Source organism: Bradyrhizobium paxllaeri (assembly GCF_001693515.2).
Lineage (GTDB): Bacteria > Pseudomonadota > Alphaproteobacteria > Rhizobiales > Xanthobacteraceae > Bradyrhizobium > Bradyrhizobium paxllaeri.
Genome location: NZ_CP042968.1, coordinates 3,173,556 through 3,200,051 on the forward strand (window position 1 = coordinate 3,173,556; position 26,496 = coordinate 3,200,051).

The 26,496-nt window shown below is 62.6% G+C and carries 26 protein-coding genes; 14 read left to right on the plus strand and 12 right to left on the minus strand.

Going from position 1 to position 26,496, the window contains the following annotated elements; genetic code table 11:
- Nucleotides 1-109 precede the first annotated feature (109 nt).
- Nucleotides 110-1,744, minus strand: a complete 1,635-nt coding sequence (locus LMTR21_RS14965) for an acyl-CoA dehydrogenase family protein (protein ID WP_084030360.1) — start codon at nucleotides 1,742-1,744, stop codon at nucleotides 110-112.
- Nucleotides 1,745-2,068: 324 nt separating this feature from the next.
- On the opposite strand from LMTR21_RS14965, the gene LMTR21_RS14970 reads away from it, so the two are divergent.
- The 3 genes from LMTR21_RS14970 (at nucleotide 2,069) to LMTR21_RS14980 (ending at nucleotide 5,645) form a co-directional block, all read left to right on the plus strand.
- Nucleotides 2,069-2,581 carry a hypothetical protein gene (locus LMTR21_RS14970; protein WP_065750242.1) on the plus strand — a complete coding sequence of 171 codons (513 nt, stop codon included), beginning with the start codon at nucleotides 2,069-2,071 and terminating at the stop codon, nucleotides 2,579-2,581.
- Between the two features lie 1,369 nt (nucleotides 2,582-3,950).
- Nucleotides 3,951-4,775 (plus strand): helix-turn-helix domain-containing protein, encoded by an 825-nt coding sequence (locus LMTR21_RS14975; RefSeq protein ID WP_065750243.1) that lies wholly within the window; start codon nucleotides 3,951-3,953, stop codon nucleotides 4,773-4,775.
- Nucleotides 4,776-4,823: 48 nt separating this feature from the next.
- A complete protein-coding gene (locus LMTR21_RS14980) occupies nucleotides 4,824-5,645 on the plus strand; it encodes a helix-turn-helix domain-containing protein (protein ID WP_065750244.1) in 822 nt (273 codons plus the stop codon).
- Here the strand turns inward: LMTR21_RS14980 and LMTR21_RS14985 are convergent.
- On the minus strand, nucleotides 5,633-6,427 hold the full coding sequence (locus LMTR21_RS14985) for a thioesterase family protein (protein ID WP_065750245.1): 795 nt from the start codon (nucleotides 6,425-6,427) through the stop codon (nucleotides 5,633-5,635). The genes LMTR21_RS14980 and LMTR21_RS14985 overlap by 13 nt on opposite strands.
- Before the next feature lie 160 nt (nucleotides 6,428-6,587).
- Here LMTR21_RS14985 and LMTR21_RS14990 point away from each other — a divergent pair, with 160 nt between their 5' ends.
- From LMTR21_RS14990 to LMTR21_RS15005, 4 genes are read left to right on the plus strand one after another with little or no spacing between them, the layout of a single operon-like run.
- A complete protein-coding gene (locus LMTR21_RS14990; protein WP_065750246.1) occupies nucleotides 6,588-7,253 on the plus strand; it encodes a DsbA family oxidoreductase in 666 nt (221 codons plus the stop codon).
- Between the two features lie 57 nt (nucleotides 7,254-7,310).
- A complete protein-coding gene (locus LMTR21_RS14995) occupies nucleotides 7,311-7,514 on the plus strand; it encodes a type II toxin-antitoxin system HicB family antitoxin (RefSeq protein ID WP_065750393.1) in 204 nt (67 codons plus the stop codon).
- Nucleotides 7,511-7,717: a type II toxin-antitoxin system HicA family toxin gene (locus LMTR21_RS15000; protein WP_065750247.1), complete on the plus strand. Its 207-nt coding sequence runs from the start codon at nucleotides 7,511-7,513 to the stop codon at nucleotides 7,715-7,717. The genes LMTR21_RS14995 and LMTR21_RS15000 overlap by 4 nt, the downstream gene beginning before the upstream one ends.
- Before the next feature lie 45 nt (nucleotides 7,718-7,762).
- Nucleotides 7,763-8,401 (plus strand): NIPSNAP family protein, encoded by a 639-nt coding sequence (locus tag LMTR21_RS15005; RefSeq protein WP_065750248.1) that lies wholly within the window; start codon nucleotides 7,763-7,765, stop codon nucleotides 8,399-8,401.
- 92 nt (nucleotides 8,402-8,493) lie between these two features.
- Here the strand turns inward: LMTR21_RS15005 and LMTR21_RS15010 are convergent, their stop codons facing one another.
- The 3 genes from LMTR21_RS15010 to LMTR21_RS15020 all read right to left on the minus strand — a co-directional run bounded on the left by LMTR21_RS15010 (nucleotide 8,494) and on the right by LMTR21_RS15020 (nucleotide 11,259).
- Nucleotides 8,494-9,438, minus strand: coding sequence for a cupin-like domain-containing protein (locus LMTR21_RS15010; RefSeq protein ID WP_065750249.1), 945 nt, complete (start codon nucleotides 9,436-9,438; stop codon nucleotides 8,494-8,496).
- Nucleotides 9,439-10,635 carry a GNAT family N-acetyltransferase gene (locus LMTR21_RS15015; protein ID WP_065750250.1) on the minus strand — a complete coding sequence of 399 codons (1,197 nt, stop codon included), beginning with the start codon at nucleotides 10,633-10,635 and terminating at the stop codon, nucleotides 9,439-9,441.
- Between the two features lie 216 nt (nucleotides 10,636-10,851).
- Nucleotides 10,852-11,259, minus strand: a complete 408-nt coding sequence (locus LMTR21_RS15020; protein ID WP_065750251.1) for an LPS-assembly lipoprotein LptE — start codon at nucleotides 11,257-11,259, stop codon at nucleotides 10,852-10,854.
- A gap of 219 nt (nucleotides 11,260-11,478) precedes the next feature.
- Here LMTR21_RS15020 and LMTR21_RS15025 point away from each other — a divergent pair, with 219 nt between their 5' ends.
- Nucleotides 11,479-12,924 carry a caspase family protein gene (locus LMTR21_RS15025; RefSeq protein WP_065750252.1) on the plus strand — a complete coding sequence of 482 codons (1,446 nt, stop codon included), beginning with the start codon at nucleotides 11,479-11,481 and terminating at the stop codon, nucleotides 12,922-12,924.
- 56 nt (nucleotides 12,925-12,980) lie between these two features.
- Nucleotides 12,981-15,035, plus strand: a complete 2,055-nt coding sequence (locus tag LMTR21_RS15030) for a pyrroloquinoline quinone-dependent dehydrogenase (protein ID WP_065750253.1) — start codon at nucleotides 12,981-12,983, stop codon at nucleotides 15,033-15,035.
- Here LMTR21_RS15030 and LMTR21_RS15035 read toward each other — a convergent pair whose 3' ends face one another.
- Entirely contained in the window at nucleotides 15,036-15,497 is a 462-nt protein-coding gene (locus LMTR21_RS15035) for a PaaI family thioesterase (protein ID WP_148635969.1), read from the minus strand.
- A gap of 230 nt (nucleotides 15,498-15,727) precedes the next feature.
- Here LMTR21_RS15035 and LMTR21_RS15040 point away from each other — a divergent pair, with 230 nt between their 5' ends.
- The 3 genes from LMTR21_RS15040 to LMTR21_RS15050 all read left to right on the plus strand — a co-directional run bounded on the left by LMTR21_RS15040 (nucleotide 15,728) and on the right by LMTR21_RS15050 (nucleotide 16,778).
- Nucleotides 15,728-16,012, plus strand: a complete 285-nt coding sequence (locus tag LMTR21_RS15040) for a hypothetical protein (protein ID WP_065750255.1) — start codon at nucleotides 15,728-15,730, stop codon at nucleotides 16,010-16,012.
- 81 nt (nucleotides 16,013-16,093) lie between these two features.
- Nucleotides 16,094-16,324, plus strand: coding sequence for a hypothetical protein (locus LMTR21_RS15045; RefSeq protein WP_057860077.1), 231 nt, complete (start codon nucleotides 16,094-16,096; stop codon nucleotides 16,322-16,324).
- Between the two features lie 115 nt (nucleotides 16,325-16,439).
- On the plus strand, nucleotides 16,440-16,778 hold the full coding sequence (locus LMTR21_RS15050; protein WP_065750256.1) for a PilZ domain-containing protein: 339 nt from the start codon (nucleotides 16,440-16,442) through the stop codon (nucleotides 16,776-16,778).
- Here LMTR21_RS15050 and LMTR21_RS15055 read toward each other — a convergent pair.
- The 5 genes from LMTR21_RS15055 to LMTR21_RS15075 all read right to left on the minus strand — a co-directional run bounded on the left by LMTR21_RS15055 (nucleotide 16,775) and on the right by LMTR21_RS15075 (nucleotide 20,056).
- A complete protein-coding gene (locus LMTR21_RS15055; protein ID WP_065750257.1) occupies nucleotides 16,775-17,029 on the minus strand; it encodes a DUF6894 family protein in 255 nt (84 codons plus the stop codon). The genes LMTR21_RS15050 and LMTR21_RS15055 overlap by 4 nt on opposite strands.
- A 219-nt stretch (nucleotides 17,030-17,248) precedes the next feature.
- Entirely contained in the window at nucleotides 17,249-17,428 is a 180-nt protein-coding gene (locus LMTR21_RS40855) for a hypothetical protein (protein ID WP_065750258.1), read from the minus strand.
- A 678-nt stretch (nucleotides 17,429-18,106) separates the two neighbouring features.
- The gene (locus LMTR21_RS15065; RefSeq protein ID WP_065750259.1) at nucleotides 18,107-18,430 is read right to left on the minus strand and encodes a hypothetical protein; all 324 of its coding nucleotides are present in this window, start codon (nucleotides 18,428-18,430) and stop codon (nucleotides 18,107-18,109) included.
- A gap of 531 nt (nucleotides 18,431-18,961) precedes the next feature.
- Nucleotides 18,962-19,141, minus strand: a complete 180-nt coding sequence (locus LMTR21_RS15070; RefSeq protein ID WP_065750260.1) for a hypothetical protein — start codon at nucleotides 19,139-19,141, stop codon at nucleotides 18,962-18,964.
- Between the two features lie 714 nt (nucleotides 19,142-19,855).
- Complete coding sequence (locus LMTR21_RS15075) at nucleotides 19,856-20,056, minus strand: hypothetical protein (protein WP_084030361.1); 201 nt, start codon at nucleotides 20,054-20,056, stop codon at nucleotides 19,856-19,858.
- A 1,073-nt stretch (nucleotides 20,057-21,129) separates the two neighbouring features.
- Here LMTR21_RS15075 and recA point away from each other — a divergent pair.
- On the plus strand, nucleotides 21,130-22,221 hold the full coding sequence (recA, locus tag LMTR21_RS15080; RefSeq protein ID WP_065750261.1) for a recombinase RecA: 1,092 nt from the start codon (nucleotides 21,130-21,132) through the stop codon (nucleotides 22,219-22,221).
- Between the two features lie 115 nt (nucleotides 22,222-22,336).
- A complete protein-coding gene (locus LMTR21_RS15085; protein WP_246175521.1) occupies nucleotides 22,337-23,542 on the plus strand; it encodes a hypothetical protein in 1,206 nt (401 codons plus the stop codon).
- Here the strand turns inward: LMTR21_RS15085 and gcvP are convergent.
- The gene (gcvP, locus tag LMTR21_RS15090; protein WP_065750262.1) at nucleotides 23,501-26,374 is read right to left on the minus strand and encodes an aminomethyl-transferring glycine dehydrogenase; all 2,874 of its coding nucleotides are present in this window, start codon (nucleotides 26,372-26,374) and stop codon (nucleotides 23,501-23,503) included. The genes LMTR21_RS15085 and gcvP overlap by 42 nt on opposite strands.
- Between the last annotated feature and the right edge of the window lie 122 nt (nucleotides 26,375-26,496).

Genomic DNA, 26,496 nt, shown 5'->3' on the forward strand with positions numbered 1-26,496 from the left:
GGCCTAGAACGGGGAGCAGGATCGGCAACCAATTCCTACGCTGCTTCAAGGCTTAAGCTACACTTGCCCACCCTTATCATCCCTCCCATACATAAGAACGTTTAGGATGTCAGACATACTGAACCAATTTGAGGTAATCGTCTGTGAGGATAGGTGAGCGGATGGAAGAAGCTGCGTCTTGAAGGAAGGTATTCAGAGTCCGACCAGCGCGGATGCGGCGGTCAAAAGATAGCCTTGCCGGCGCGCGAGTACGGAGAGTTGCTAATTCGGAACTGACTAGGTCAGCCGCGGCTGCGGCACAATCTGAGGCGGAGAAGCAACCAGCAGACATGACAGCTTGTGCCAGTCCTAGTGTGGTGAGCCAACCTGCATGGATTAGCACGGTACCGTCTGTCTGATTGAGCCCAGAGAGTTCCTCAATTGCAGCAGCATGGATTGGCGCCGCACCAAGAGACAGAAAAAGATTGGCTATTTCGTCACGTGTGGCTCTAGAGAGAAGGCAGCGGCCGAGATGCGATAGGAGCGTCTCAGTCGGACCTTCGAAGATGCGAAGGATGCGAGCGTCTCGATAGATTTTAGCTACAGGCGTTCTCTCATCGTAACCACGGCCACCTAACAGTTGGACGCATTGATCAGCAACGAGGCCGCACCACTCTGACGACAAAACCTTTGTTGCCGACGCAAGGTGGACGTTGGGCGCGCCCTGCGCTGAGACAAGCCGGCAGGATGCGCCCAGCATTGCCTTCACTACTTCCCGCCGGAGTACCATCCGCTCAAATAACTGCTCGATATAGCTGTTCTCAATCATGCGTAGCTTACCTAGTCGACGATGGCTTGCATACGAGGCTGCGACCTGGATAGCGCGCTCAAGGGCTCCAAGACCCATAGCAGCCACACCGATACGCCCGCGATTCATACTAGATGCTGCTGCTCCCCAGCCGTCTTGATCGCGAGAGAGCAAGTAGGCACTCGGCACCTCGACATCCTGGAACTCTAGAGTATTTTGAATAATGCCACGTAGACCGAGTGTGCGATGCTCGTGCGTGACCTTTAGGCCCGGAGCCTGCCTATCAACTAGTACACCAACGAACCGACCCTTCGCATCGGGACCAGTTGCTCGCGCAAAGCAAATGATCCAACGAGCCCAGTCAGCGAGGCCGATCCAAATTTTGCGGCCGGAGATGCGAACTCTATCTTCGTGCATGAAAGCCGAAGCCTTTATATGCCGCGGAGCAGAGCCAGCTCCCGGCTCCGTCAAAGCGAAAGCGCAAAGGTCGCCGCGTGTTGCACCCCACATGACATGCCTTTGTTCAGGGATGTGCGGTGCCGCTTCGATGCAGGGCAAGGCGAGGAAGTTATGGATGACGAGGGTAGAGGCAGCCGAGACATCGAAGGATGCAGTGGCGGAGATGAGGTCGATGGCCTTTTGCAACGGAAGAGCTAATCCGCCGTGCTCTGCTGGTGTAGTGAGCCCGAACAGTCCATGCCTTGCTAATATGCTATGTAAGGTCGGAGGGAATGCTCGACGGTCATCCGCGTCTGCGAAATTCAACTGACCCAGGTCATCGACCAAACTGGAATATAGCGCAGGTGCACAACCTTCAGCTGTGCGTTCCTGCTCTTCCCCAAAGAGGGAGTAAACTTGACTGTACATAGCCCCTCGAATTGTCTGGCCAATATAAGGCCATAATGATTGCGCCCGCGCTTTGTGCCAATCATCCCCGGGGCTAGCTCGATTACACATTGGTATGCGTGGATGCGAGCGTATTATAAGTAGGTTGCCCTGATCGGGATTTATCGCGAGCGCTGCGCGGGCTCACATCAAGATGCATCTTGTCGATATGACCTCTCGAAAGAAAACTCTCGTTGTGGTCAGTGACCTCCATTCTCCTCAAGAATCACGCAGAGTCATTGAGTGGTGATTCGTCCCAAAGAGAGCCTAGGGAGAGATCCGTCATGCGCCCCATGGCCAGCAGAGTGAGGCGATGCTCGCTCGAGAGGCGTTCACCGAAACGAAAGCACCTTCGCTTTTGGAGGCGCTTCGCGGCCTTGTTTAGGAGGATGTGCGATGTTCGGAAAGAAGAGGATGCTGCGGAAGCACGAGACACAGGAGGTTCAAGTCCGATTCGAGCGGAACGAGGGGGCAGGGAAGCACATCTACGCCCGAATCGCTGATTTGAAGAACGTGCCGCGCGACAACCTGCCTGATGCGGTCTTTATGCTGTTCGTTGAGGCAAAACACCAAAGCGAGCTGATCCGGCAGTCGGTCAAGGACCGTACCCGCTATGACTTCAATTTCGTCGGGTTCGTCGACGGCGATTTTGCGACCTACCTCGCGGAGGAAGCCGCGCATGCGGTCCGAGATCACGTTACCAACCCGCAGACATTCTTGGAGGCGATGTCTGAGCAATTTCCGGATGTGCACTTCACGATCCAACAGCAGGACGCCGTTTCAATGGTTGCTTCGATGATCCGTGTGCAGCGGCTGGAAGGCATCCTGGAAGGTCTGCGGCTTGCCGGCCTACTGAACAAAGCGCCAAACCGCCGTCGGACCAGCCCGCAGAACGACGGGATGCTTTAGCAGGTCCACTTCAAGGCGCTTCTGGTATCCTAGCGACACCCTCGACAAATCCAATCAGGTTCGCACTTTTCTTAGTCATCCGTGAAAGAACTGTCCAAGCCGTTGAGCGGGAGTCGATTTTTTGCCCTCCCGTTCGTGCGCCGCTGCCGCGGATTGCGCCGGCTTCTTGCAGCACCGAGTTCGCCCAGCCCTGCAGCGTTCGGATCCCCGGGCGGCCAGCCGCTTAAATATCAGCATCCACATGACTCCTGCTCAGGACGAATCCTATGCGTGTCCCGCATTCCGCGCTCCTAACACCAGACAGGTGTTCCGAACGGCCATAGGTCTGGGTTTCCACGGTGTCGCGTTGCCAGGCGGGACTTAGGGATGCGTGATCTGAAGATGGACGCCCCTTATTCGCGGCCTTCGACGAACTCCACGATGGAGAGAGGCGGCTTGCGATTCGAAAAATCGCCTGGCACCTGGTCCAGGAGATCGGCGGGAGTTTCCTGAAATCCCATTGCAAGTCCGACGACTTGCAACAGTCCGCGTCTTCCGAGTTTCCGAGCCGCGACCGCACAGCTCATCGTTATTGCACTCGATCCAGCGTAGTAGACTTGTATCAGAGCATCCGCGCCGACAGGAGCATATTGCTTCCCGCCCTTGGCCAAAAACGTCAAGGCACAGGTGTCGCAGCGTCCAGTCGCTGTAGAGATCCAGCAGCGTCCAGAGATTGCCGCCGTCAAACCATACTCCGTCGGCCGGTGAGAGGTGCAGATCGAACTGTGTTCGAAATTGGTGTGCCGCGGTCCGATCCACGTAGATGACAGCTGCAGCGCAGAAGCCCATGCGCGCGGGCCCACTCCTGATCTGTACGGAAGCGCCGCGAGAAACGTGCCTACCGCGCCAAGCGGGGAATGATCGAACTTCTGGCAAGAAGCCACATTCCATCGTTGTCTGGGAAAGTCCGAAGCGAAGGGTACGCTTCGGCAAGGCATTTTACCTGGTCGGCAGCGACTTGCTCAGCACCGCCTTCACGCCGGCCTCAGCACTCATATGGGCGAACAGCTTCGGCCCCGCACGTCCACGTGCAATCGGGCGCGAGGGCCCGGCGGGTTCCGTGATAGCTTGGCAGACTCGGCAGACGAACTTCTCGCGCACGTGCTGGATCACTTTCGAACTCAGGACTGGATAAAACTTGGCGCAAAGCTCGCCAATAATCGGTCGTCAATATTTATTGCCGGTGTTTGAGTTCGGGATGTTGGTATTTTTGTTGGTATCGGTCGGGAGAACGAAAAAGAAATTCCTGCGAGTTCAAGCGGTTAAGCGCCAAAATCCATTACCTCACACGTAATGGAATGGCTGAAATTCGCATGGTAGGTTTTCCACCATGAACGCACATGCAGCCACGGCGCGAGCCGAACGAATCCAACCCGTCCATATCGGCGATCACCTGCGCGAATGGCGCCAGCGCCGACATCTGAGCCAGCTCGATCTGGCCGGCGATGCCGAGATATCCGCGCGTCATCTCAGTTTTGTCGAGACCGGCCGCGCCGCGCCGTCGCGCGAGATGGTGTTGAAGCTCGCCGAACGATTGGAGGTCCCCTTGCGTGAACGCAACGTGCTTCTGGTCGCGGCCGGCTTCGCGCCGGCCTTTCCGCAGCGCTCGCTGGACGATCCCGCGCTGAAGTCCGCCCGCCAGGCGATCGATCTTGTGCTCAGGGCGCATGAGCCCAATCCGGCGCTGGCCTATGACCGGCACTGGAATCTGGTGACGGCCAACCGCATGGTGGCGCCGCTGCTCGAAGGCATCCCGCCGCATCTGCTCGGGCAGCAGCCCTTCAATATTCTGAGGCTCGCCTTCCATCCCGAGGGGCTGGCGCCGCGCACGGTCAATCTCGCCGAATGGAGCGCGCACCTGCTGGAGCGGTTGCATCGCCAGTGCGAAGCGACGGCAGATCCTGAATTGCTCAAGCTGTATCAGGAGCTCAAGGCCTACCGGATGCCGGCGCGGTCCGGCCCGATCTCGGCCGACAATGTCGCTATCCCGTTCAAGCTGCGGCTCGGGAACGAGGTGTTGAGCTTCATCTCCACTACCATGGTGTTCGGCACGCCCGTCGACATCACGCTGCAGGAGCTGGCGCTGGAAACCTTCTTCCCAGCGGACGATCTCACCGCCGAGCGGATGCGGCAGGTGGCGGCGAAACTGCCGTGATGCGTAGGCGCCGTTTACAGCGCCGCGTCCCGCTCGCATAATCGCCGCATGGACTCTCGCCAACATGCACCATCGCCGATCAACGCCGTCGGCGATCTCCTGCGCGGCTGGCGCAACCGCCGCGCCATGAGCCAGGCTGATCTCGCCTTCGAGGCTGGTATCTCGATCAAGCATCTGAGTTACGTCGAAACCGGCAAGGCTGCCGGCAGCCGCGACATCCTGCTGCAACTGGCGTCCGCGCTCGGCCTCTCCCTGCGCGATCGCAACGCGCTGCTCGAGGCCGGCGGTTTTGCCCGGCAATATGGTGAGCGCGATCTTGCCGCGCCCGAAGTCGCGGACGCCAAGCGCGCCATCGATCTGCTGCTGCGGCGGCATGAGCCGTTTCCGGCCATCGTCACCGACCGGCGCTGGAACGTGATGCAGGCCAATCGCGCGGCGTTGCGGCTGATGACGATGCTGCTCGGCGAGGAGCGGATGACGCGTCCACTCAACCACATGCGGATGTTTCTGGCGCCCGACGAGCTGCGGCCCTTTGTCGTGGATTGGCCCGATGTCGCAGCGGCCCTCCTGGCGCGCGCCCGTCACGAGGCGATGGCCGCGCCGCTTGACCTGGCGCTGCAATCGACCTGGCGCGAATTATTGAAGCTGCCTGATGTTGCCGCACCCCAGCTCAACGAAACCGACGCGCCGGGTCCGCTCTGCGAGGTACGCCTGAAAAAGGGCGACGTCAGCATCGGCCTGATCGGCGCGGTGCTGACGCTGGGCACGCCGCAGGACGTCACGCTGCAGGAGTTGCGTGTCGAAATGTTCATGCCGGCGGACGCCGCCTCCGAGGCTGTTCTCACCGCGTTGGCCGCTCAGGACGCCTGAGCCTGCGCCGCGCGCCGCTCGAAGGTCATGGCCTGCAACACCTCCGCAAATGGGCCCTTGCGATCGCTCAGTGTCGCCATGGTCAGCCCCGCGCCATGAGCACCAGCGCGGGTGCGCGAACGGATCAAAATCCATTCGCCCTCCGGCGGGCGGAAGAAGTACAGGCTGATCTCGGGATTGATGAAGGTCCATTCGCGCATATCGACGATCTGGCCGACGCCGCTGGCAAAATCCGCGGCCTGCACTGCCTGCAACAGCGGCGTATTGGTCTCGCCCTCGACCATGGGCACGTCGAGCCGCATCCAGGCAGCAGCAGGGCCGGGCTTTTCCAGCGCGCCCTCGATCAGCCGCACCGAGACGTTCTGAAAGTAGCGGCTCCATTTCTGCGCAAAGGACGGCGGCGGCTTTCCGGTCTCCGGCGCCGCGTCACCGGCATCCTTCGAAAATGGATCGGCGGGGGACTCACCGCCTTGCACCGTCAGCAGCGCCGTACAGCGGCCGATCTCGACAACGCCGTCCAGGAGGCGCACCTGCATGGTCTTGGCCTTGCGGCCGTCGCGCAGCATCTCGGTCGCAAGGCTGAAGGCGCGCAGTCCGGCCGGCCGCCAGAGGTCGAAGGTAAGGCGTCGTACCGCAAAGCCGGAAGCGTGCGCCAGCCGCTCGACCTCGCGGGTCATCAGCGCGGTGGTCGCGCTGCCCTGCAGCATATCCGGCGACCACGGTCCGCCAGCATGTTCGGTGGCGCGAAACAGAGGGCCTTCCGGCCTGAAAATGGCGGTCATTGCAGGGCTCCGGCCCAAATCGATGCACGGAGTTCTAGAAAGGCTGATCTCAGGCCACAATAACCGCGGAGGTGAAGTGATACGAGACATGCAGACGGCACCCTTGTCTCCTTCGGCGATCTCATTACCTTCCGGGCATCATTTTGCGAGGGACGTCCCGATGAGCACCTTAAAACCCCTGAAGATCGACATCGTCTCCGACGTGGTCTGCCCCTGGTGCTATATCGGCAAGCGCCGGATCGAGAACGCGCTGGCGCTGGTGCCGGACGTTCCGGTCGAAGTGCGCTGGCGACCGTTCTTCCTCAATTCCTGGGTGCCGCGCGAGGGCATCAGCCGCGACGAATATCTCACCGCCAAATTCGGCTCGGTCGAAGCCTACAAGGGTATCGCCGGTCGCGTCGTGGCGGCCGCAGGCGAGGAGGGGCTGACCTATCGTCCTGAGCTCGTGAAGCGCCAGCCCAACACCATCGATTGCCACCGCCTGATCCATTGGGCGGAAGCGCAAGGCAAATCCGCCGAGATGAAGCAGCGTTTGATGGAATTGTACTTTCGCGACGGCGGCGACCTCACCGATGTGAACGTGCTGGTGCAGGCCGCGGCTGACGTCGGCCTCGACGCGGACGATGTGCGCAAGCGCCTTGCCACCGACGAGGACGTCGCGCTGATCTCCGGCCAGGCGCAGGAAGCGTCCGACAAGGGTATCTCCGGCGTTCCCACTTTCGTCTTCGCACAGAAATACGCGGTGTCCGGCGCGCAGCCCGCCGACCAGCTCGCCCGCGCCATCCGTCAGGTGTCAGCCGAAATCAACGCGCAGGCGGCGGAGTAAGCGAGGGGCTTGAATTGGTTGTCGGTCCACGCCAAGATCGATAGCGGGAGATCGATGATGAAAATCAAGATTGTCGTACATGAAGCCGAAGAGGGAGGCTTTTGGGCCGAGGTCCCCGCTATTCCCGGCTGTGCCACGCAGGGCGATAGCATGGAAGAGCTCATGCAGAATCTTCATGAGGCGATCGAAGGCTGCCTTTCCATCGAAGTCGCTCCACCCGAGCCGGGCGGTACGGAACGGATGCTGGAATTGCCTGCATGAAATCGCTAACCGGCCGCGACTTCGCTCGCATTGTTGAGCGGCACGGTTGGGTTCTGCTTCGCATCAGCGGCAGTCATCACATCTATGGCAAGGACGGGAGCGTGGTGCGGCTCTCAATTCCGATCCATGGCAACAAGCCTTTGAAACGAGGCTTGCTGCGACATTTGACGAAGATCGCAGAACTTTCGGACGAAGATCTTTAGGGCTGGGCATCCGAACAAAACAAGCAACAAGCCTGGGGAGGCACCATGATCTACGAACTGCGAACTTATACCGTAAAGCCTGGCACGCTCGGCGACATGATCAAGGCCGCGAGCACGATATCGCGCGAGATCCGCAAGGACGATTACGGCAAGCTGGAAGGCTACTGGTCGACCGAGATCGGGCCGCTCAACCAGGTCCTCCACATGTGGAGCTACAACAGTTTCGACGAACGCATGAAGATGCGCGCGGAGCTCGCGAAGAACCCGCGCTGGACCGGCGAGTACGTACCGCTGATCCGTCCCTTGCTGGTCCGTCAGGAGGTCCGCCTGATGAACGCGGTGAGGCCGCCGGTTGCGCCGGCCTCGACGGGTAATGTCTACGAACTGCGCAATTACCGCGCCAAGGCGGCGGGCGGCCTCAAGCAATGGCTGGATGCGTTCACCGGCGTGCTGCCGGAGCGCGAGAAGTATTCAAAGATTGTCGGCCTCTGGACCGCCGAAGCGGGGCAGCCGAACGAAGCCTGCCACATCTGGGCCTATCCGAGCCTCAACGCGCGCGCCGAAGCCCGGGGCAATGCGATGAAGGATCCCGCGTGGCAGGAGTTCCTGGGCAAGGGGCCGGGCTTCCTCGAGGAGATGCACTCGACCATCATGCTGCCGGCGCCGCATTCGCCGTTGAAGTGAGTTGCGAAGTATGTAGCCCGGATGAGCGAAGCGATATCCGGGACTACTCTCTCAGCGTTCCCGGATGTCGCTGCGCTCATCCGGGCTACGGCTCACGCATCCTTCAAATAATAGTTCGCTCGTTTCCCCAGCGCGATCCGCCGCAGCACGCGGCGCATCGCCATCGAGGCGCGCAGCGGTTTGATCGCCGTCGTCACCGTGCGATAGAACGCGAGTTTCAGCGCATCGAGCACCGGCTGTTTGCCGGGCGGCTGCTGCGGCAGGCCGATGCCGCGCAGCATCGAATTGAAGAAGTGCAGGTCGTTCATCCGCCGCACCTCGCGCGTCTTCCAGGTGATTGCCATCGAGATCGAGAACGAGCCTGATGTGCGCACCCAGTGCGGCCATTGATAGGGCACGTAGCATCCGTCGCCTGCGAACAGGTGGAATTCGGTGCCGCGCGGCGCGAGGCTCTCATCGTATTTCAGGTTGCGATGCTTGGTCATCGAGCGCTCGATCTCGTCGTCGGAGACGATCGAGCGGTCGGTGTTGTCGAAGATCGTGAAGAACTTTTCGCCGTGGATGTGTACGAAGAAATTGTCTTCGCTGTCGAGATGGAACGGCGTGGTCGAGTTCGGCGAGGACACGAACAGGAATCCCTCGACCTGCTCGAAGCCGGCATCGAGCAGGCTGTTGAAGCCGCGGGCACGGGCGACTGACAGCAGCGTGTCCTCCAGCAGCGCCCGGTATTCCGGCGAGTTCTCCACGCGCTTGAGCACCATCCAGGCGCCGGCGGTCTCGATGCTTTTCACGACTTCGACCGGGTCGAGGTCGACGCTGGGAATCGCATCCGGGTCCTGGCTGATCGCGACCTTGCCGGAATTATATTCGATCAGGTCGCGCGGCAGTTCGGAGGCCAGTTGCGCAATGCGCGGCAGCGTCAGCAGCGGATGGCCGGCGAGCCTGTGACGGGTCGCGAACGGTTTCAGCGGGAAATCGCGGCGAAGGGCGTCGTGGTCGGCCGTAATGACCGGCGCGATGGCGGTGAGCGTATTCATCTAGGATTTCTCCTGCCGTGCTCTGATAAAATGGACGAGGCGGCGCGCCGGCTCGCGGATCGCGCCGCGCAATGCGAGGGCGGCGCGGATCAGCGACACGACCGGATCGTTCCGCCGCAGCGGGATCAGGACGTCGCCGATCGCAAGGCGTCCCCGCCAGATCGGGTTGATCATGGGATGGTCGGGGTTGGCGGTGGAATCCACCGTGGCAATGGCCGGGTCGGCGCAGAGATGCTGCGTCAGCTCCAGCGTCAGTTGCACGCCCGGCGAAAATTTCGCAAAGCGCTCGTCGACGCCGAGCTTGAAGTAGAAGGCGCGGTCCTGGTGGCGCAGCACGATCGCCGCCGCCACCGGGCGCTCGCCGGCGCGCAAGGTGACGATCTCGCACTGGCCGGTCTCGGCCAGAGCTGACGTGGCACGGCGGACGAAGGTGGCGTCGCCCTCGTCCTGACCGAGCGCGGTGCCGCGCTGGCCTTTCCAGCCGCTGGCTTCCAGCACCAGGAATGTTTCGATGGCGGCAGCGATCTCGGCAGGCGTCCGTGCCACATCGAAATGCACGGCGCCGTGTTCGGCGAGTCGATTGCGCTGGCGGCGCAGCTCTTTCAGTTTCTTCGCGCCAAGCGCTTCGCGCAGCAGCGCGTCCGCGTCACCGGTGGCGTCGAGGCAGGCGCGGACATGCGATTGCAGCACCAGCGGCTGCATGCCGCCGCGATGCAGGACCTCGCTAAAGGCCTTCATGGCCGCGCCATCCAGCGAGGTGGCGCGGAGTATCAGGGCATGCGCGCCGGCCCGCCGGGCCCGCTGCAGGATGTCCGTCACCGCTTCCGCCGCCATATCGTCGTCGAGCAGTGGCGTGCAAAGCGTTCCATAGGGGTCGGCGCTGACCAAAGCAGGCAGTGGAATTTTGTAGGCGCGCCACATCGAAACCACCGGCACGAGACCGATCAGGGTGGACGCATCGCGCCACGCGCCGAGCGCGGCGGCATTGCCACGCCCTGGCGCCGAAGCGTTCACCGCCAATTCCCATTCGGGCAGGTAGTATCCGTTCGGCTCCGCGGCGCGCGTTGAAAGCGCACGCCATTGGTTCGCCGAAACGTTGGCGAGCGGCGTTAGCGCCCCGCCGGAGCCCGGCGCACGTGCGTCTGCGTCCTTGCCCGATGCGCGGCGCACCGTCGATGTATCTGCAATATCGGCCACTTCCCCGATCCCCGTTCGCGATTTATTTGGCCGGCGACGCCTGGAGGGCGCAGCGTGGTCATCGCGTTCACGGGGCAAGGCTAGGGGAAAGAGGTGGAAAATCGCGTTGTGGCGAGGGTCGGATTTGAGCGGTCGCGTTAACGAAGCGTTTAGGCTGACAGGTAGCCGTGGGGCGCTCTCAAGCTCCGTTCGGGCGCGGACCCCCTGTCTGTAGGGCTAGACCGGCTCGTAGTTCTCGCTCATGCAGGTATCCTCGGCTTCGACCTTTTGCCGGTCGGCGATCAGGCCGTCGGCAATCTCGATCCGATAGGTCTGCGTGCCCAAGGGCTTGCCGGTCACCGAAACCACTTCGGCCTTGACGCAGGCGGTCCAGCCGGGGCCGCGGAGGTTGGGGCGCGGTTCGGAGACGCGAACATGGGTCGGTTGCGAAGCCGCCATAAACACCGAGTCCAGCTTCTGCCGCAGCAGCATCTTGACGTCGGGCGGGGTTCCCAGCGTGGGCGGGTCGGGCGCCTTGCCGCGCATGAAGTCGGGCACCGGCGCGCGGACGTCGGCGAAGCCGCAGCCCGCGAGCGTCAGCGCTGCGCCCACCACCAGTGCTATATGAACCGCAATCCGCCGCATCGGAGGTTGTTTTACCCCGGCGGCGCGATTCCGAACAGGGGATTGCCGCACACATTATGATCTCGCGACTGTGATTTGGATCACTGCAGGAGATTCTGCGCCTGCGACAACATCGCCTTCCAATCGGGCCGCCGTCACGCCTCGCATGGCGCGGCCGGCTTGAACCTTTGGCTTCGAGGGCGTGACCAACCGAAGCCTGCATTGTCGGGAGGTGGCATCATGTTCCGTCACACGTTGTTCAGGTTGATGGTTCCCGCGGCGTTGCTTTTGGGCGCGCCGTCTGCGTTCGCCGAAAATCGCCTCGCGCTGGTGATCGGCCAATCCGCCTATCGCTCGGTGCCGGCGCTGCCCAATCCGGCCAATGACGCCAAGGCGGTCACGAAATTGCTGACCGATTCCGGCTTCGAGGTTTCGACCGCGGCCGATCTTTCGCAGAACCAGATGCGGGAGGCGGTGAGCGAATTCGCAGGCCGCGTGGCGGCCAAGGGCGCCGACACCGTGGCGCTGGTGTTTTACGCCGGCCACGGCTTGCAGGTTGACGGCGAGAATTTTCTCATTCCGGTCGACATCGATGCGAAGCGCGAAGCCGATATTCCGATCCAGGCGGTGCGCCTCAACGACATCCTCAATACGCTGGCCTCGGTGCCGAGCAGGATGCGCATCCTGATGCTCGATGCCTGCCGCAACAATCCGTTTCCCGAGCTGAAGACCGCCGGCAGCGGGCTGGCGCTGGTCGATGCCAAGGTCGGCGCGCCCGGCACCTTCCTGTCGTTCTCGACCTCGCCCGGCGCGGTCGCAGAGGACGGCGCCGGCAACAACAGCCCCTATACGACGGCGCTGCTCGCGGCCGGCAAGGAGCAGGGGATTCCGATCGAGGAGACCTTCAAGCGGGTGCGGCTGGCGGTGAACAAGGTCACCGAAGGACGGCAGACGCCGTGGGACAGCTCGTCGCTCACCGAGGATTTCCGCTTCTCCGGCGCCTCCATCGCCGGTCCCAAGCCTGCAGCTGCGCCCAAGAAGTCGGTTGCCGAATGGACGCGCGACCTGAACGGCAAGCCGGTCGAGGTGGCGAACGAGTTGATCGTGGCCGACGGCACCGACGAAGCCTATGAGGCCTTTGCCGGCCTCTATCCGCAGACGTCGCTCGGACGGCTGGCGCGCGATTGGCTGGTCCGGCACCGCCGCATGGTGGCGTGGAATAACGCCGTACTCGTCAACACCGCATCCGGCTATCGCTCGTTCCTGACGCGATTCCCCGACAGCGATCTCAGTGCGACCGCGCGCAAGCTGGAGGAGCGGCTGCGCAATCGTCCCGAGTTCACGCCGGCCGTTGCGGCCGCCAACGCTGCTTTGCCGCAAAACGTTGCGTTCGCCGCGCCGATGTGTCCCTGCAACGTGCAGCCGCCGCAGCAGCAGCCGATCAAGGTCAATGCACCGGTCCGGCGTATCGAACGGGATCCGCCGAAGCGCGTCGATCGCAAGCCGCCGCGGCGCGTGCGCGAGCCGGACGACGATGTCGTGGTCGTTCGCCGTCCGCCCCCGCGCGTGGTGTACGATGCGCCGCCGCCGCCGCCGGTCAGCATCGGCATCGGAATTGGCCTCGGCGGGTTTGGCGGCGGCCGCGGCGGCAACTATGGCGATCATGGCGGCCGGGGTAGATACTGACGTGCCAATAGGGTAATCGATCCCGCAAGCGTTTAGGTTGCGCTTGCGGGGGCAGCATGCGAAATCCGGTTCGTCTATTCATTTCCTTCGTTGCCATTTTCTGCCTCGGTATCTCGCTTCCTGCTAACTCCTGGGAGCATTGGGGCGGCGACCGCGGCGGATCGCGGTTTTCGCCGCTGAAGCAGATCACATCAGACAATGTCGGCAATCTCGTTCGCGCCTGGGAGTTTCGCACCGGCGATCTCGACCGCCGCGCGCCCGAGGTGATGAAGCGGACCAAGTTTCAGGCGACCCCGCTGCTTGTCGAGGACAGCCTGATCTTCTGCTCGCCCTTCAACGAAGTCATCGCGCTCGATCCCGGCAGCGGCGCGCAGAAGTGGCGATACGATCCGAAGATCCCGACCAATCAACGCCCGGCCAACCGCTACAATTGCCGTGGCGTCGCCTATTGGGTCGACGGCAAGGCGCCCGAGACCGCCGCCTGCCGCGCGCGCATCTTCATGGGCACCAACGACGCGCGCGTGATCGCGCTCGACGCGCGGATCGGCGTTCCCTGCGCCGGGTTCGGCGCCAATGGCGAGATCAGGCTCGACATCGGCATGCCGCTGGAATGGCCCGGCGAATTCCAGATCACGTCGGCGCCCGTCATTATCGGCGACACCGTCATCGTCGGCTCCGCAATCGCGGACAACCGCCGCGCCGAGGCGCCAGCCGGGACGGTGCGCGCCTTCGATGCGCGGACCGGGCAATCGCGCTGGAGTTTTGACCCGCTGGTGCATGACGGCGTCACGGCCGGCCATGCCAATGTTTGGGCGCCGATGTCGGTGGACGAGGAGCGCGGCCTGGTGTTCCTGCCGACGTCGTCGCCGAGTCCGGACTTCTGGGGCGGCAAGCGGCCCGGCAACAACGACTACGCCAATTCAGTCGTGGCGCTGCGCGCCGGGACCGGCGAACGGGTCTGGTCGTATCAGACCGTGCATCACGACGTCTGGGATTACGATCTGCCGGCGCAGCCGACATTGGCACGCATCGATACGTCCGAGGACCAGCGCGACGTCGTGATCCAGCCGACCAAGCAGGGTTTTGTGTTCGTGCTCGACCGCGACACTGGCAAGCCGATATGGCCGGTGGAGGAGCGCAGCGTTCCGCAGGGCGGCGCCGAAGGCGAGCAGCTCTCGCCGACGCAGCCGTTCCCGACCCATGTGCCGGCGCTGCTGCCGCAGCGGATTTCGGCTGATGACGTGTTCGGCCTTATTCCGTTCTGGGACGGCGAGGCCTGCCGCGCGCAGGTCGCGTCGGCGCGCAATGACGGTCTCTACACGCCGCCGTCGACGCAAGGCACCGTGGTGCATCCGATGACCGGTGGCGGCGTGAACTGGGGCGGAGCGGCGTTCGATCCGGTCAATCAGATCCTTTACGCCAACACGACGCGGGCGATCCATATCGTCAAGCTGCTGCCGCGCGCGACGATCGCCGATGGCTTCAACCCGCCGCCCGGTCACGACTTCGGACGACAGCAGGGCACGCCGTTTGCGATGACGCGCGCGGTCGCGTTGTCGCCGCTCGGGCTCTTATGCAACAAGCCGCCCTGGGGCGAGATGGTCGCGGTCGATCTGAAGGCCGGGAAGATTCTCTGGCGCGCGCGGGTCGGCACGACGGAGGATCGCGCGCCGCTCGGCATCGCTCTTCCGTTCGGCACGCCGCTCGTCAGCGGCGTCGCGATCACCGCCGGCGGCCTCGTCTTCAGCGGCGCGATGGATGCGTATCTGCGCGCCTTCGACGCGCGATCGGGGCAGGAGCTGTGGCAGGGCCGGTTGCCGGTGCCGGGCGTTGCCAATCCCATGACGTATCTATGGAAGGGCGAGCAATATGTCGCGATCGGCGCCGGCGGTCATTCCGAGTCGGGCACGACCATCGGCGACAGCGTGGTGGCGTTTCGCCTGGCGCGGCCGGGCGAAACGCCTTCGCTGTGGTCGCGAACCATCGACCGGCCGGGCGGAAGATTCTCAGCCGGTGCGGCCGCGGCTGCGGTCGTGGTGCTGCTGATGGCGATGCTGGCCTGGCGCTGGCGGCGGAATCGAAAACTACGAAAACAACCCCATGCACAGTAGCTAAAGCATCGCGAATGCGCTCGAGACCATCGCCACCGGCTTGTTGTCGGCGGCGGAAAGCAGCGTGACGCGGCCAAAACTCATGGTGCGGCCGAGGCGGACAACGCGGGCATCCGCCAGCACGTCGCTGGCGGAGACCGCGCGCATGAAATGCGTGGTCTGGTCGACCGTCGTCATCGGCCGGTAGCCGCGGTTGGCGGCGAGGTTGGCGATCACCATCGCGGTGTCGGCGAATGCCATCAGCGCCTGGCCCGAAACCGTGCCGCCATTGCGGCACAGCCGCTCCGAGAACGGCAGGCGCAGCACCGCGCCCGGCTGCCAGTCGGCGGCATCCGCGGGCGGGGTAGCGTCAAAGTGTTCGATCGACAGATTGAGATCCATCACCCATGGCGCAAAGACCTCGCCAAGCACCCGCCTGGCTTCCGCAATGCCGAATTCCGCCGTCTGTGGCTGTTGTTGCATGAACGTGCGCTTCCTCGTTCGATCTTGTTGTCGGCGCATTGTAGTGGTCATTGAGGCGAAGGGAACAGCGGCGGCGGGCGGCAGGTGCAGTGTCATTTGCAGCGATTGAGCGCCATCGCCGCAAATTGCGCGATTTCCGGCATCGAACCAAAGGTGGGGAGCGCTTGGCGAGGCGGTTGCGCCGGTGGTATCTTTCCCGAAACGCCGAAAGCGTCCCAAAGGAGAGCGTCATGAGAGTGCTGAGCGCGGCCGTGGTGGTGGTGTTGTTGACGATGCCGGCCTACGCGCAGATGTCGACCCCCAACATCAACCTGATGCCTGAGTTCCAGTCCAAATCGCCGGAGGAGAAGGAGGCGGATGCGATCAAGGATAAGGCCTACAAGGAATCCTTGAGGAAGATTCCCGATGCCAAGGCCTCTTCCGATCCCTGGGGTACCGTGCGCAGCACCGATACGCCCAAGGCCGCCGCGCCCACCAAGCAGTCGAAGAGCAAGACCGGCACCAGCAGCCAGTAATGCCTCGCGACAACGGCGAGTAGGATTCGCTCGTCGCGCCCCCTATATTTGACCTGTCGTCATCGTGTCTGGAGTTGCGACATGGTCTTTCGTCCGCGCGATCTCGCGAGTCGGATGGCCGGCCGGCGCAAGCCGGGCGACGGCTATCTGCGCGAGACGTTTACGCTGCCGCGCGACCAAGCGAGGGCGCGGGCGCGCGATTTCCTCACCCGCTATCCCAAGGCCGCCTATATGAGCTCGGTCGAGAGCTGGCGCGAGCTGCCTGGCGGCGAGATCGAATTCACGATGCGCCGGCTCGCCAGCGCCGATTAGGCTTAAGGTTCCGTTCGGTTCCGACGGAATTATCATCGACACCCCGATTTTTGCCGAATTCCGATAACTCGGTATTCAGGTGTTCCTCCTAGTATTTCTACGTACTGGAGAAACCATGGCGAGAGACCGCAAAGACCTGGGGGCCCGCAAATTCGTTCGGGTCGACCTGCACAAGCAGGGGTTCCTGATTCCGGCGCCGGATGCGCCATGGATCCAGTGCTACATCCTCGACATATCAGACAACGGCGCCTGTCTTGATGTCGGCGACCTCGCTGTGCCGAAAATGTTCGGCCTGTCGCTGACGGCAGGCGGCGAGGTGCGGCGGGTCTGCACGTTGATCTGGCGCAGGGGCGAACTGGTCGGCGTCCGATTCGTATCGGCGAAGGAACTTCGGGGTGAGATGGCGCCGCCTGGCGAAGGCGATGCCGCTTCACGGAAGGCGTCCGCTAACTAGCGTTCGTCTTGATTCGTCTCCTGCAGCGTCTCCGCGACCAGGCGAATCCGGAACACCGGCTTTTTGGATTCATCCAGCAATTCCATCTGCCACTCGGCATTTTCAGAGAGCTTCCGGGAAACATCCGCGATCATGTCGCCGCAGACGCCGGTCATTTCCTTCCAGGCGGCGTTATGGTCGACAAATTCCGCGCCGTCATTGCTGACGCATGCATCCTCGCCATGTCGAACGCGGAAGAAAAAGACCGGCATGGCAAGCTGACCAAATGCAAAATGGGCCGCTGCCGGCCCGTGCTCCCCCAAAAGCGCTGCGGGAGTGGATTCCTGGCGTGTCGAAAGATCAATACCGGGTTTTTACGGGCCCAAGCACGTTGCCGGGCATATAAATCAGGTTATCCCTCAACCCTAACCTGATGTAATTGCTAAGAAACCTCTTCCATGAAGGGCCCGCGGAAGCAGCCGATCGACGGGTTATTCCCGTTCGGCTTTTTTTAGCTCCCGATCGATCCGGAGCTGGACCCGCCGGATTGCAAGCAGATTGAGCTTGGCTTCGGTCTTTCCTGCGACCACCCGCTCCCCGATTCGGAATTGCCATTTCCAGATGCCCGGAGCGATCGCGGTTACGCTATACTCGACGCCCTTGTGAATCATATAAGAATCCCGCTGCGGCTCCCCACCGCTTCAAAATTCAATCCCCGTACTTAAAATTGCAATTGGCATTCGGTACAGCTAGACAGAGCGTCCGTCACGTGCCGCCCTTGAACAGCGGCGAAGGGAGCGCGGGAGGTTGGAGGTACCTGCGCGGCCCCAATCCAAGGCGTTAGCATGGCGCGCCGTTGCGTCAGCTCGCGATCATTCTTCAAATGCGACGCACGGCAAATAGCACCGGCGTTGGTCGTCTGTTCGATAAATAACGGTCGCCGCGCGGGGGTGTGCGCGGCGAAGTCCTTCTCCGCTGTAGGCGTTTCAACCCCGCGGACGCGTTAAAATTCCCGGCTGTCCCGTTTTTATGCCCCGTAAAAAGCACTGCGCCGCGCAAGCGGAATATCGTCGCTTGGCGGCGCAGGCCTATTCCCCGAGTATGCAATTGCCCAGGCAAAAATTTGTCTGGGCGAGACGAAAAAGGTTCAACGCCTTCAGGCGAATTTTCCGGGCGACGAATTTCGTCTTGGCAATGGCGCGCTGAAGCGGGCGGCTTGCGCGGTGCGCATCTGCTCGCGAGGGCGGGGTGGTCCTCCAGATTTTCCCCGCCGTCGGCGACCTCGCTGCATAGCTCCATGCGGTGGGGTCGTTGGGCTGGCGCCGACGGCCAGCTCTTCGGATCCTGCGTTAGATCCTGGCCATGCCGTCGTAGTGTCTGCCGCTATAGGGACCGATATGAACACCGGTCTTCATGCACTCCGTCTTGGCGGCCGTGCACATCTGAACCCTGTCGGATCGGTCGGCGGAATCGCGAATACAGGAAGCCGCGTAGGCGCTGCAGGTGTGCGGGATCGCGCGGCGGTTCATTTGCCTGACGTAAGCGGCCGCGCGGCCACCATCGGACGACTGGCAACACTTGCCGTTCATTTTAGAGGCAGACGCGGGCGCAAGCGGGGACGACAGGACAAGGCCAGATGCGGCAAGCGACAGGATGACAGCGGCGATCTTCATTCGGCTCTCCCTTCCCGATGTTGTTATGCGCGGCATACAACCACGGCGGACGAGAGACGTCGTCTAACGATTCGGCAATGTGGGAGGATTTGGCTGAGCCGACCGAACGCATGCTCGACTACGGACAGGGACGCAGTAGAGCAGACGACGCGTTTGCAGGGGAGAAGAGCGCCGGTGGGCTGCCGCTCTCAATCCTGACGCGATGGATAAGGTTGCCGCGACGGAATGTGGGTTCGCGACGGTGCGTCTCCCGGCCGGACGGGCGGCGGCACTCGCGCGGGCTCCGGTGAGCGGTTGAGACTCAAGAGCCGTGTGAGGAGAGCGGCGCCATGGCGTTGAAGCATTGGCAGGAAGGGTTCGTAGGCGAGGGCGGTCATTTGTATCTGCATGTACGATGCATACCGCGCGCGCCTTGACGGACGGTGCAGGTAAAGCTGCAAGCACATCTAAAATTGTAAGCGACCTCGCGTCTCCCTTGCAGACCTGGCCCACAAACGATGAGGCCGCCCCGGTGGCGGCCTCATCGGAGAGCTAGCCTTTCGGCCGCTCTACATCAGGCGCCCGGGGGCTGGCGTCCGGCGCCTCTTCCCTTCTGGCCGAAAGGTCGGCGGCCTTGTCGAGAAAGCCCGCTGCGATATCCGGATCCGTGGTGGCCATTGCAAACTTGAGAAAGGTTGCCGCTTGTTCCGTCAGGTATTTTTTTCCCGGCACAATACTGGTTCCCCGTTACTACTCTTCGCGCTGCACCCGATGCGATTACGCACTGCGGCGGAATCCGTTCCGGAGAAAAAGTACAAAAGTGAACTTAGGGCGGGCGTGCCACACACGATCGCCCCGTTCGGGCCCGTGGCGGCAATGGAACGGGGCGGTCCGGCCAGTTCCGACCGTCAGCCCTCGCTCAGAAGCTTGCCGGTTTCCTTGTGGATGAAATGAAGCCGGGTGCAGGCCAGGCAGAGGACGGACACATACGAATTGGGCCCGTCCTCCGGGGCGGTCGCCGGAAGCCAATGCTGAACGTTGGTGCCCAGCCGCGGACATTTGAACAGGATGTGTCGGCCCATGGGCGAGAAATATGCCGGGCCTCCAGGGCCGGGTCACTTCCGTATATTTGCGTAGTTGGGGCTGGGCGGCCGGAAGGAGGCGTCGTTCTCATGGGGCGAGCATGCGGCAAAATGCAACCAGAATGCTCCCTAGGCTTCGGGTATGAAAACTCCGTGGTGTTACGGAATCCCCAGTGCCCTTCAAAAGTTCTATGGTGGCTGTTGCCGGGGCTGCTTTTCATCCCGAACCAATTTGTACCGGCTGGGGGCCGCCTGCGAGGCGGCCCTTTCATTTTTGCGTGCAGGCGGACCACGGCTTGCGAAGCGAGGCTGCCGGATCACGCCGGCGCCGTCCTCGCACAGTACTTGCCTGAGGCGGCCTTCTTCAGATCGGGGCTTTCAGACCGGGCGAAGCCAACCATTCGCTGATGTGTATAGCGGTTTCGTTCTGCCGGATTCGGCGCAGGACATTGTCCCGGGCGAGGCCTGGTTCGAGCGTCTCAGCCTGCGCGTGCAACTGAGCCGTATCTTCGGCCAGTCGCTGTTCTAGCGTTGATGTCTGTGTGAAACGGCGACGCTTTCGCATGCGCTGTTCCTTTCCACTGGGAGGAAGGCGGGAGCGCAATGAGGCGTTCTCATCACCGATAGAAGCCAAACACCGTGCGGTGATGATTCATAATGGATCACAGGCGGGTGCAGTTCTGTCCACTTGTGTACGCAGCGCGAGTTAACTTTAGACTGGGACACGGCCTCGGAATACGGACGGTGCCCCTGTCCTTCTATCCGGATATGCCGCCCCAACTCTCACAGGACTACTCGCAGAGGAGAGGGCTCGTAATGAAAGAGGCTGCCAATTTGAGGCGGCCTCCGGATGTCCGTCATGATCTGATTTTTGCTTGTCGTCCCGGACCACCCCGCCTGACGCATTCATTGATTTTGTTGTCCATGAGTTCGATCTCGGCGTTAGAGGGTACGTTGCAGTGGCTGGTCGGGATCGTGAAGCTAAAATACGGACCGCCATGGGTCGGTGCTGGCCGAATCCGGCTACTCCCCAGTTCAAATCAAGGTCAGCGAAAGCGACAATGTCGGAAGCCGGACAGACGGGACCGGAATTGCGATCTAATGCGGGGCCGGGCGGCCGGGATCGTACCCCAGCAATTGCTGGCTCAGGGAAGACGGCTGCCATGATGGATCGATCCCACGAGATCCCACAGGACCTCCGTATTCTCGTCCGCATTGTCTCAGCTTGCACATTAGGTCTCTGGGCATTTGCAGCAGGCTTGCTGATCGGGGTCTTTCTGTTTTCGTGACCAAGGGCTGGTGCGGGTGCGGTGCTGGCCGAAACCGGCCACTCCGTCTTTCAAGACGGGCCAACGAACTGACCCCGGTAAATGGTGCCGGGGGCTTTTGTCCGGGCTTTCGGGGGGAAAACCGCTAGTGGGCGGCATGCTTGATGTTTTTCCCGGAAGGAGAGCAAATCCGCAATAGTTCAACTTAGGATAGCGATGTCTAAATACGGACGGCGCCCGAGGGGCGAAAAGAACATATTGCGAACATAGAACAAACGTGGTACGAGATTCCTAGACGAAATAGCACCAAAAAAAGCCTCTCGCCGCCGTTTGTCCCGCTCGCGAATCCCCGCCATAAGGAGCACGTAATATGTCCGCCACTGCCCTGCGTATCGTTGAAGGATCCTCCATGGATAAGACCAAGGCCCTGTCCGCCGCGCTCTCCCAGATCGAGCGCCAGTTCGGCAAGGGCTCGGTGATGAAGCTGGGCAAGAACGACCGCTCGATGGACATCGAGACCGTGTCGACGGGCTCGCTCGGGCTCGACATCGCGCTCGGCGTCGGCGGGCTGCCGAAGGGGCGGGTGGTGGAAATCTACGGGCCGGAATCCTCCGGCAAGACCACGCTGGCGCTGCATTGTGTGGCCGAGGGACAGCGCAAGGGCGGCATCTGCGCCTTCATCGACGCCGAACACGCGCTCGATCCGGTCTATGCCCGCAAGCTCGGCGTCAACATCGACGAACTCCTGATCTCGCAGCCCGACACCGGCGAGCAGGCGCTGGAAATCTGCGACACGCTGGTGCGCTCGGGCGCGATCGACGTGCTGGTGGTCGACTCGGTGGCGGCCCTGGTGCCGAAGGCCGAACTCGAGGGCGAGATGGGCGATGCGCTGCCGGGCCTGCAGGCGCGGCTGATGAGCCAGGCGCTGCGCAAGCTCACCGCCTCGATCAACAAGTCCAACACCATGGTGATCTTCATCAACCAGATCCGCATGAAGATCGGCGTGATGTACGGCTCGCCGGAAACCACCACCGGCGGCAACGCCTTGAAATTTTACGCCTCTGTCCGCCTCGACATCCGCCGCATCGGCGCGATCAAGGAGCGCGACGAGGTCGTCGGCAACACTACCCGCGTCAAGGTGGTGAAGAACAAGCTGGCGCCGCCCTTCAAGCAGGTCGAGTTCGACATCATGTATGGTGAGGGCGTCTCCAAGATGGGCGAAATCCTCGACCTCGGCGTCAAGGCCGGCATCGTCGAAAAGTCCGGCGCCTGGTTCTCCTATGACAGCCAACGGCTCGGGCAGGGGCGCGAGAACGCAAAGGCGTTCCTCAAGGCCAATCCCGACATGACCGGCAAGATCGAGCTGGCGATCCGCCAGAACTCCGGCCTGATCGCCGAGCAGATCCTCGCCGGTCCCGCCGAGCGCGACGCCGACGGCGAGGAGCCGGCGGACGACGAATAAGTTTCAGAAACGCTTCAGGGGTTAAGGCCTGAAACGTGACGGACGGGTGCTGTAGACGTTGAGTTGCCGACGTCTTCAGCGCCCGTTTTGTTTTTGTGTATCGTCGGAGAATGCAATGAAGCCTCTGATCCTGACCGGCTGGCTGATGCCGGACTTTACAAGGGATGACTTCGCTGACCTCGCGCTGGATCTGGCTTTCTTCGACTTCGTCTGGGGACCGCAACCCTCGCCGGATGCACTCGCAGCCCACCTCGGTCCCCGCACTCCAAGCCACAGCCACGAGGGAGCCACACACTGGTCGGACTGGGGCGGTGGTCAGTGGAAACAGAGCAAAAGCAGGAAGTACCGTGATCTCAGCCTGGCTGAATTCTGCCAGCAATACGAAACCGTCGAACTATGGTTTGACGTGCGGCCGAAAGCGCAACTGAAACTGATCTGGCTGCTCGATTATTTCCGCTCTTATCCGGAAACCGTTGGCAGGTTGAAGCTGCGTCTTGTCGATCTGGAGATGATCGGGCTCGAAAAATTTGGCCGGTGGGACCCGCCGGCCGTTGACGTCACGGAAAAGGAATTGGCGACAGCGAGCGCCGCCTGGCAGGCTTGGCGATCGCCCACGCCGCTAGCCTGCTTCGATCTGCTGCGAACTGATTTGAGCGCGTTGCCGCTGCTAAAGCAAGTGTTGGTGGATATGCTTGAAGAACTGCCATCGGCATCGACCGGGCTTGGCGCCAGCGAAATGCGGATGCTGGAGATGATCGCGAGGGGATATTCACTTACCAATGCGCTTTTCCATCTCCGGCAACTTCGTCACACCTATGTATTCGGCGAGTTTGAACTCGGCAATTTGCTGGAGGGCCTTGCGCACGGCCCGATGCCAGCCGTGGCCGGCCTCGATGATGAACTGCGCACGACCAGACGAGATAACTACAGGGCCCGGGACGAGGCCTACAAGCGGAGCGAGCTTTCGCTGACAGAGTTCGGCAAAGCCATCGTCGCCCACAAGGAGGATTTTTCCCGTCACAACCCGAATCGATCGCTGGTGGGGCGGCACCAGGCTCACCAACGATCATCTGTGGCGATGGGATCAAGTCCTGGTCGCGCCGTAGCGCCATCATTGTGCCGCGTCTGCGGTGATAGCCGTGATGGGTTTCGCTCTCGCTCTACCCATCCTGTCGTATTGTTGCGCTGTCATTCCGGGGCGCATCGGAGATGCGAACCCGGAATCTCGAGATTCCGGGTTCGCGCTAAGGCGCGCCCCGGAATGACGGGCTTTCGCCCGTCACTCCGCCGCTTGCGCGTAGTCCGCCACCGGCGGACATGAGCACACCAGATTGCGGTCGCCATAGACGTTGTCGACGCGCCCGACCGGGCTCCAGTATTTGTCCGTGCGCGAGACGCCATCGGGGAAACAACCCGTGGCGCGGCCATAGGGACGATTCCATGCATCATCGACAATGTCGTGCACGGTGTGTGGGGCGTGGCGGAGCGGCGAGGCTTCAACCTTCCAGCGGCCGATTTCGATCTCCGTGATCTCGCTTCGAATCGCGATCATGGCATCGCAGAAGCGATCGATTTCGGCCTTCGATTCCGATTCGGTCGGCTCGATCATCAGCGTGCCCGCCACCGGGAAGCTCATGGTCGGCGCGTGGAAGCCGTAATCGATCAGCCGCTTTGCGATATCGTCGACGGTGACGCCGCTGGTCGTCTTCAACGCGCGGGGATCGACGATGCATTCATGCGCGACGCGGCCCTTGGCGTTCCTGTAAAGCACCGGGAAGTGCGGATCGAGTCTATCAGCGATGTAGTTGGCGTTGAGGATCGCGATCTCGGTGGCGCGCGTGAGGCCTTCGCCTGACATCATCAAAATGTAGATGTAGGAGATGGTCAGGATCGACGCCGAGCCGAACGGCGCCGCCGACACCGGACCGACGGAGGCCGGCGCGGTGCCATCCGTGGCAGGATGGCCGGGCAGGTAGGGTGCCAGATGCGCCTTGACGCCGATCGGGCCCATGCCCGGGCCGCCGCCGCCATGCGGGATGCAGAACGTCTTGTGCAGATTGAGATGGCTGACATCAGCGCCGTAATCGCCGGGTCGCGACAGGCCGACCTGCGCGTTCATGTTGGCGCCGTCGAGATAGACCTGGCCGCCATGGCTGTGGACGATGTCGCAGATCTCGGTGATGTGCTCCTCGAACACGCCGTGCGTCGAGGGATAGGTGATCATCACGGCGGCGAGATTCTTCGAATGCTTCTCCGCCTTGGCGCGGAGGTCGTCGACGTCGACGTCGCCGCGTGCGTCGCAGGCGGTCACCACCACCTCCATGCCGACCATATGGGCGGATGCCGGATTGGTGCCGTGCGCGGAGGAGGGGATCAGGCACACCTTGCGGTGCGGCTCGCCGCGCGCCGCGTGATAGGCGCGGATTGCCAAGAGCCCGGCATATTCGCCCTGCGCGCCCGAATTCGGCTGCAGCGAGATCGCGTCATAACCGGTGATGTCGCACAGCGCTTTTTCGAGCCGCCTGAACAGCACGTGATAACCCTTGGCCTGCTCGGATGGCGCGAACGGATGCAGCGAGCCGAACTCCGGCCACGTCAGCGGGATCATTTCCGTGGTCGCGTTCAACTTCATCGTGCAGGAGCCGAGCGGGATCATGGCGCGGTCGAGCGCGAGGTCGCGATCGCTGAGCTTGCGCATGTAGCGGAGCAGCTCGGTCTCGGAACGGTGCGTGTGGAACACGGGATGGGTAAGAAACGCACTGTCGCGTTTCAGGGCGGCGGGCAATGCCTCGCGCGCGGTCATCTCGAATTCGGCATAGGACAGCTTGCCGCCGAAGGCGCGCCACACCGCCTCGACGGTATCAGGCGTCGTGGCCTCATCCAGCGCGATGCCGAGCGTGCCGTCGCCCAGGCGCAGATTGATTTTCTCGGCATGCGCCCGGAGGACGATCTCGCCCTGCTTGGCCCCGACATCCACCGTCACGGTGTCGAAGAACGCCTCGCTCTTCAATGCAAAGCCGAGCTTGCGCAGGCCCGCTGCCAGCACCACCGCGCGCCGGTGCACGGTGCGCGCGATATGCGTCAGCCCTTCGGGGCCGTGATAGACCGCGTACATCGAGGCGATCACCGCCAGCAGCACCTGCGCGGTGCAGATGTTGGAGGTGGCTTTCTCGCGGCGGATGTGCTGCTCGCGGGTCTGCAGCGCGAGCCGATAGGCCGGCGCGCCGCGCGAATCCACGGACAGACCGACGATGCGGCCGGGCAGCGAGCGCTTCAGCGCGTCGCGCACCGCCATATAGGCCGCGTGCGGGCCGCCGTAACCCATCGGCACGCCGAACCGCTGCGCCGAGCCGATGGCGATATCGGCGCCGAGTTCGCCCGGCGAGGCGATCAGCGTCAGCGCCAGGAGATCGGCGGCGACGACCGCGATCGCGCCCTTGGCGCGCAGCGCCGCGATCGCCGGCTGCAGGTTGCGCACCGCGCCTGATGTACCCGGGTACTGCAGCAGGCCGCCGAACACGTCGGCCTTGTCGAGATCGGCGAGGGGATCGCCGACGACGAGAGTCCAGCCCAACGGCGCGGCGCGGGTGCGCAGCACCGCGAGCGTCTGCGGGTGCACTTCCGAATCGACGAAGAACGACTTGGTCTTGACCTGTGATGCGCGCTCGGCGAGCGCCATAGCTTCTGCCGCGGCGGTGCCCTCGTCGAGCAGCGAGGCGTTGGCGACGTCGAGCCCGGTGAGATCACAGATCATGGTCTGGAAGTTGAACAGCGCCTCCAGCCGGCCCTGGCTGATCTCGGGCTGATACGGCGTGTAGGCCGTGTACCAGGCCGGGTTCTCCAGAATGTTGCGCTGGATCACCGCCGGCAGGATGGTGCCGGAATAGCCTTGGCCGATCAGCGAGGTGAACACCTCGTTCTGCGCGGCCAGCTCGCGCATATGCGACAGCGCCTCGGTTTCGCTCAATGCCGGGCCCAGATCCAGCGGCGACTTCTGCCTGATGGAGCCGGGCAACGTCTGACTCATCAACTCGGCAAGGCTGCTCGCGCCGACGCTGTCCAGCATGGACTGGATGTCGCGGGGCGAGGGGCCGATATGCCGGCGCACGAAATCGGTGGCGGCTGCGGCTGATGTCTTGAGCGGCGCGTTCATGGGTGCCTCGCTGGAATCTGCAAATTCGGTGTCATCGTCCGCGCAGGCGGACGATCCAGTACGCCGGGAAATCAGCGATTAGGCCGAAAAGCCGCGGCGTACTGGGTCGCCCGGTCGAGCCG